We start from the raw sequence: 6,030 nt of genomic DNA, 5'->3' as shown, positions 1-6,030 counted from the left end.
AAGTGTTATGTCAGGATGATTGCAAAGGATTGTGCGTTCATTGCGGAGCAAATTTAAATGTTTCACCTTGTTCTTGTGAATCCTTTGTGGTGGATCCTCGATTTGCAGAGTTACGTGCTTTGCTTGATGAGAAAGATGATAGATTGTCCTAATGATTGTACTAAGGAGGTGCAGATAATGGCAGTACCTAAGCGTAGATTGTCTAAATGCCGTCGCGATCGCCGTCGTGCTAATTGGAAATTAGAAGCTCCTGGTTATGTAGCATGTCCACAATGCCACGAACCTAAGATGCCTCATCGTGTTTGCCCTACATGTGGTCACTATAAAGGTGAGCAAGTAGTAGCTAATGCTTAATATGTGAGCGGAAAAAAGACGCCTACTGTAGTAGTAGGCGTCTTTTTTGTATGCTTTTGTATACTTTTAGTAATATATATAACTTAATATACTTCATATGCATTAGTCAGTGCCGCTATTTTATAGTAATATAAAGCTGTAGAATAGTGGCATTTTTTTATACTTTTATAAACAAAACGATACTTAAATATAAAATAATATCTATATTTAGTATATATGAGGAAAATCTGTTACTATATGTATGAAAAGCCTTGCCAATAGGGGAATTATTGTATATACTTAGGATGTAATATTAATACTAGGTCATAAAAGGTGGTCCCATGAGTCGGTTAAAGAAGCAAGAGCGCCAAAAGCAGTTACAAGAAAAACTGAATATTACGCCATTTCTTACTGATGAAGAATTGGCAACACACTTTAATGTAAGTGTGCCAACTATTCGTCTTGATCGGCTAGAGTTGGGGATTCCTGAATTGCGTGAACGCATACGCGTCATGGCTACAGGTCAGTCACAAGAAACGGTAGAACATGTACCGTACGAAGTGGTTGGTGAATTGATTGATGTCACGGAAGGGCAACAAGCATTATCGATGTTGCGCACTACTGCAGACATGGAAGATCGATTTGGATATGTAGAACCACAGTATTTATATGCTCAAGCGAATTCCCTCGCAAAGGTAGTCATGGGGACTACTGTTTGTTCTGCGGAGGTTGGAAATATAAAATATAAAAACCCAGTAGGAGCTGGTACTAATTTGGTGGCAAAAGCAGAAATTGTGCGTCGCCGTGGTAATAAGTTCTTTATTTGGGTCATTATAAGAGATAAAATAAAAGAAGTATTTCGCGCAAAATTTATTATGGAATCCGTAGAGAATAGGGTGTAGATTATGAAAATTGCAATAGACGCCATGGGTGGCGACTTTGCTCCATTGGAGACTGTACTAGGATCCATTGAAGCCGTACGAGCAAATGAACACATTGAAGTGGTGCTCGTCGGCGATGAGCAGCAAATTTTTAATATATTAGAAGCTAATAATGAAGCTAAGAATCCACGCATTTCTGTACATCATGCCAGTCAAGTCATCGGTATGGATGAGCATCCAGGACAAGCATTGCGTAAGAAAAAGGACGCATCTGTTGTGGTAGCGACATCTTTAGTTCGTGATAATATTTGCGATGCCGTAATTGCTCCTGGTAGCACAGGTGCTGCTGTAGCAGCTGCATTGTTTGGACTCGGTCGCATTAAAGGGGTCGATCGCCCAGTTATTGCTACTCCGATGCCAACAGTGAGTGGTATTACTGTTATGTTAGACTCAGGTGCTAACTCCAATAGTAAACCAAAACATCTTGTACAAGGTGCTTTGATGGGCTCTGAATATGCAAAACTTTTATTAGGTAAAGAGAATCCTACAGTAGGATTGTTAAATATTGGCGAAGAAGCCACAAAAGGGAACGATGTCGTTCTAGCCACATATCCAATTTTGGAACGTATGAAAACCATCAATTTTAAAGGTAATATTGAAGGCCGTGATATTCCTAAAGGGGCCGTAGATGTTGTTGTATGCGATGGCTTTGTAGGTAATGTGGTACTTAAATTTGCGGAAGGTCTAGTAACAGGTCTTGCACAATTAGTAAAGGATAGCATCATGGCAGGGAGTATCTTTGCTAAGATTGGTGCTATGCTCGTAAAGCCAGCTTTGAAGAAGATGGCTAAACGCTTAGATCACACAGAAAATGGTGGTGCTCCACTCTTAGGGGTTAATGGGGTCTTTATGATTGCCCATGGTAGCTCTAAATCAAAAGAGATAAAGACTGCTATTGAAATTGCTGGAGATTTAGTAGAGCGTAAGATTATTCAACACATAAGAGAAACAATGGATATTGAAGGAGCCTTGAAGTATGACTATGATGAGTAAACCGGTTGGAATCATTGGTACTGGGAGCTTCCTTCCTGACAATGTAGTAACAAACTTTGATCTAGAAAAAATGGTTGATACCAATGACCAATGGATTAGAGAACGTACTGGTATTGAGGAACGACGCATTGCACCGGAAGGTATGAATACATCCTATATGGCGACTGAGGCAGCAAAAAAAGCTATGCAAATGGCTAAGGTTAGTGCTGAAGATATAGACGTGATTATTTTTGCTACCTTAACACCGGATATGATTATTCCTTCAGCCGCTTGTGTATTACAAGCGAATTTAGGCGCTAAGAATGCAGCGGCCTATGATTTACAAGCTGCATGCTCTGGCTTTGTATATGGATTGATTACTGCAGCTAGCTATATTAGCTCCGGTTTATACAAAAAGGTGCTCGTTGTGGGCGCTGAAATTCTCTCCCGTCGAGTAAATTGGAACGATCGTAGTACAAGTATCCTCTTTGGTGATGGCGCTGGTGCCGCAGTAGTATCTGAAGTCCCTGAAGGTTATGGCATTAAAGGTGTTGATATGGGTGCCGACGGTACTGGTGGTCCATCTCTTTGTATTCCTGCAGGTGGTACAGCCGTAGTTGCCAATGACCAACGCATTGAAGAAGGTTTAACATTCATTCATATGGATGGTTCTGAAGTATATAAATTTGCTGTTAAAACGATGGGGCGTACTGTTTTAAAATCTTTAGAACGAGCTGGAATGGAACTTAATGAGTTGGATTTCTTTATTCCACATCAAGCAAATATTCGTATTATTGATTCGGCTGCAAAACGCTTACATATGCCGATGGAAAAAGTATTTGTTAATTTACATAAGTATGGTAATACATCTGCCGCGTCTGTAGCGATAGCTTTGGACGAAGCTAATCGTGAAGGGCGTTTCAAACGCGGCGATAATGTTGCGTTTGCAGGATTTGGTGCAGGCCTTACATGGGCTAGCCTTGTCTTGAAATGGTATTAAGGAGGACACATCAAGATGATTAAGACTGACATTTGTGATTTATTGCAGATTGAGTACCCAATCTTACAAGGTGGTATGGCTTGGCTCGGTACTGCAGAATTAGCGGCAGCTGTTTCCGAAGCGGGTGGCCTTGGTATCATTGGGGCTGGTCATATGCCTCCTGATATTTTCCGTAATGAAATTCACAAATTAAAAGAGCGCACAAACAAACCATTTGGTTGTAATATTATGCTCATGTCTCCATTTGTTAAAGAAGTTATGGAAGTAGTTGTGGAAGAACGCGTTCCTGTTATTACAACAGGTGCTGGTAATCCTGGCGTGTATATTCCAGCTTTAAAAGAAATCGGTACTAAAGTAATTCCTGTAGTTGCTTCCGTATTACTTGCAAAACGCTTGTTGCGCGGTGGTATTGATGCAATTATCGCAGAAGGTACAGAATCTGGTGGTCACGTAGGCGATATTACTACTATGGCATTGATTCCACAAGTAGTAGATGCTGTAGATGTTCCAGTTATCGCAGCTGGTGGTATTGCTGATGGCCGTGGTATGGCTGCAGCCTTTGCATTAGGCGCTCAAGCAGTACAAATGGGTACGCGATTCGTATTATCCGAAGAATGTATTGCTCATGAAAACTATAAAAATGCAGTATTGAAAGCAAAAGATCGTGCCACTGTTATGACTGGTTTAACAACAGGTCACCCTGTACGTATCATTGATAATGCATTAGCTCATAAATATAAATCCCTTGAATTTAGCGGTGGTTCCAAAGAAGATTTAGAAAACTTAGGTGCAGGCACACTTCGTAAAGCTGCTATTGAAGGTGATGTAAAAGAAGGCTCTGTAATGATTGGTCAAATCTCTGGCATGTTAACAGATGTTAAACCATGTGCAACTATTATCAAAGATATCATGGCTGAAACTGAAACTGTAATTAAAAATCTTCAAGGTCTTGGTAAATAAGGAGGCCCTTATGAAAACGGCATTTGTTTTTCCTGGTCAAGGTTCCCAAAAAGTAGGCATGTTACAAGATTTGTACAATGCATATCCTATTGTGAAACAACGTTTTGAAGAAGCTGACGAAGCGCTTGGTTATTCTATTTCCAAATTGTGCTTTGAAGGCCCTGATACTGAACTTGTTAAAACTGCTAATACACAACCGGCTATCTTAACTGCATCTGTAGCTTGCTATGAAGTTCTTAAAGAACAAGGCTTTACACCTGATATCGTAGGTGGTCATAGTCTTGGTGAATACAGTGCTCTTGTAGCGGCAGGTGTATTGAATTTTAAAGATGCTGTGTATGTTGTTCATAAACGCGGTGAATATATGCAAGAAGCTGTGCCATTGGGCAAAGGTGCTATGGCAGCAATTCTAGCTTTACCTCGTGAACAAGTTGTAGAAATTTGTAAAGAGGTTAACGATTCTGTTGGTTCTGTGCAAGCAGTTAACTTCAACTGCCCAGGTCAAATTGTTATTGCTGGTGAAACAGCAGCGGTAGAAACTGCAGCAGAAAAGATGAAAGAAGCCGGTGCAAAACGTGCTGTTATGCTTCCTGTAAGTGCTCCATTCCACAGCCGTTTGATGGAACCTGCAGCTCTACGTTTAAAAGAAGAGTTGGATAAAATCCAAGTGAGCGATGCTCAAATTCCTGTAGTGGCAAATGTGACAGGTAAAATTTTGACTAATGCAAACGATATTAAAGAATCCTTAGTTACACAAGCTGCAAATCCTGTATTGTGGGAAGATTGCGTAGCTGAAATGGTTAACTTTGGTGTAACTCGATTCGTTGAAGTAGGTCCTGGTAAAGTACTTACTGGCTTTACTAAAAAAATCAATAAAGATATGGAATTAGCCAATGTTGAAGACATTGCATCCTTAGAGAAAACGCTTGAATTTTTGAAAGGGGTTCGATAAAATGCATTTAGAGGGTAAAGTAGCCATTGTAACTGGCGCATCCCGTGGCATTGGTCGCGCTGTAGCTATCAATTTAGCACAATCTGGTGCTGATGTGGTCGTTAACTATAGCGGTAGCGAAGGTGCAGCTCAAGAAACTGTTGAAGCTGTACAAGCTTTAGGCCGTAAAGCCATTAAAATTAAAGCCAATGTAGCTAATGCTGATGAAGTTGCAGCTATGGTGGAAGAAGCTCATAAAGAGTTTGGTCACATTGATATTCTCGTAAATAATGCGGGGATTACGCGTGATGGTTTATTGATGCGTATGAAAGACGAAGATTTTGATGCTGTTATAGATATCAACCTTAAAGGTGTATATTTAGTAACTAAAGCAGTATCTAAAATCATGATGAAACAACGTTCTGGTCATATTATCAATATGACATCTGTTGTAGGCGTTATGGGTAATGCGGGTCAAACTAACTATGCAGCATCTAAAGCTGGTGTAATTGGTTTTACTAAATCCTGTGCTAAAGAATTAGCAAGTCGTGGCATTACTGTTAATGCTATTGCACCAGGATTTATCAATACTGATATGACTGATGTATTACCAGAAAAAGTTAAAGAAGCTATGGTTGCAGAAATTCCATTGGGTCGTATGGCTAATGCTGAAGAAGTAGCAACAGTAGCAACATTCCTTGCTAGCGATTTTGCTAACTATATTACAGGCCAAGTCATCAATGTAGATGGCGGTATGGTGATGTAGTTTCAAAATTAGACTATATATAAATACACTTTGAAAGGAGGTGAACCACCAATGAACACTTTCGATAAAGTAAAAGCAATCGTTGTGGAACAATTAGGCGTTGATGAAGCTGAAGTTACCATTGATT

Annotated in this window: 8 protein-coding genes and 1 pseudogene; all 9 read left to right on the top strand. The window is 40.0% G+C overall.

Going from position 1 to position 6,030, the window contains the following annotated elements; genetic code table 11:
- Window positions 1-152, top strand: a 152-nt coding sequence (locus tag QZ055_RS07645) for a YceD family protein (RefSeq protein ID WP_363178921.1), incomplete at its 5' end; no start/stop codon positions are given.
- A 25-nt stretch (window positions 153-177) separates the two neighbouring features.
- Window positions 178-354, top strand: coding sequence for a 50S ribosomal protein L32 (gene rpmF, locus QZ055_RS07640; RefSeq protein ID WP_004693428.1), 177 nt, complete (start codon window positions 178-180; stop codon window positions 352-354).
- 320 nt (window positions 355-674) lie between these two features.
- Window positions 675-1,235 carry a transcription factor FapR gene (gene fapR / locus QZ055_RS07635; protein WP_005386980.1) on the top strand — a complete coding sequence of 187 codons (561 nt, stop codon included), beginning with the start codon at window positions 675-677 and terminating at the stop codon, window positions 1,233-1,235.
- Window positions 1,236-1,238: 3 nt separating this feature from the next.
- On the top strand, window positions 1,239-2,267 hold the full coding sequence (gene plsX / locus QZ055_RS07630) for a phosphate acyltransferase PlsX (RefSeq protein ID WP_295793499.1): 1,029 nt from the start codon (window positions 1,239-1,241) through the stop codon (window positions 2,265-2,267).
- Entirely contained in the window at window positions 2,251-3,246 is a 996-nt protein-coding gene (locus tag QZ055_RS07625; protein ID WP_060924752.1) for a beta-ketoacyl-ACP synthase III, read from the top strand. The genes plsX and QZ055_RS07625 overlap by 17 nt, the downstream gene beginning before the upstream one ends.
- 15 nt (window positions 3,247-3,261) lie before the next feature.
- A complete protein-coding gene (gene fabK, locus QZ055_RS07620; protein WP_295825779.1) occupies window positions 3,262-4,206 on the top strand; it encodes an enoyl-[acyl-carrier-protein] reductase FabK in 945 nt (314 codons plus the stop codon).
- Between the two features lie 10 nt (window positions 4,207-4,216).
- The gene (gene fabD, locus QZ055_RS07615) at window positions 4,217-5,158 is read left to right on the top strand and encodes an ACP S-malonyltransferase (RefSeq protein WP_039969254.1); all 942 of its coding nucleotides are present in this window, start codon (window positions 4,217-4,219) and stop codon (window positions 5,156-5,158) included.
- A gap of 1 nt (window position 5,159) precedes the next feature.
- A complete protein-coding gene (gene fabG / locus QZ055_RS07610; protein WP_105085447.1) occupies window positions 5,160-5,903 on the top strand; it encodes a 3-oxoacyl-[acyl-carrier-protein] reductase in 744 nt (247 codons plus the stop codon).
- A gap of 51 nt (window positions 5,904-5,954) precedes the next feature.
- Window positions 5,955-6,030, top strand: a pseudogene (locus QZ055_RS09450) (acyl carrier protein); the annotation flags it as partial.

The sequence above is a fragment of the uncultured Veillonella sp. genome (assembly GCF_905209685.1).
GTDB lineage: Bacteria > Bacillota > Negativicutes > Veillonellales > Veillonellaceae > Veillonella.
This window is presented reverse-complemented; position numbering and strand designations above follow the sequence as displayed.

Bases quoted from the DNA above. Each gene is read 5' to 3' on its own strand.
- fapR (WP_005386980.1), top strand. From the start codon at position 675: ATGAGTCGGTTAAAGAAGCAAGAGCGCCAAAAGCAGTTACAAGAAAAA.
- plsX (WP_295793499.1), top strand. From the start codon at position 1,239: ATGAAAATTGCAATAGACGCCATGGGTGGCGACTTTGCTCCATTGGAG.
- QZ055_RS07625 (WP_060924752.1), top strand. From the start codon at position 2,251: ATGACTATGATGAGTAAACCGGTTGGAATCATTGGTACTGGGAGCTTC.
- fabG (WP_105085447.1), top strand. From the start codon at position 5,160: ATGCATTTAGAGGGTAAAGTAGCCATTGTAACTGGCGCATCCCGTGGC.
- rpmF (WP_004693428.1), top strand. From the start codon at position 178: ATGGCAGTACCTAAGCGTAGATTGTCTAAATGCCGTCGCGATCGCCGT.
- fabD (WP_039969254.1), top strand. From the start codon at position 4,217: ATGAAAACGGCATTTGTTTTTCCTGGTCAAGGTTCCCAAAAAGTAGGC.
- fabK (WP_295825779.1), top strand. From the start codon at position 3,262: ATGATTAAGACTGACATTTGTGATTTATTGCAGATTGAGTACCCAATC.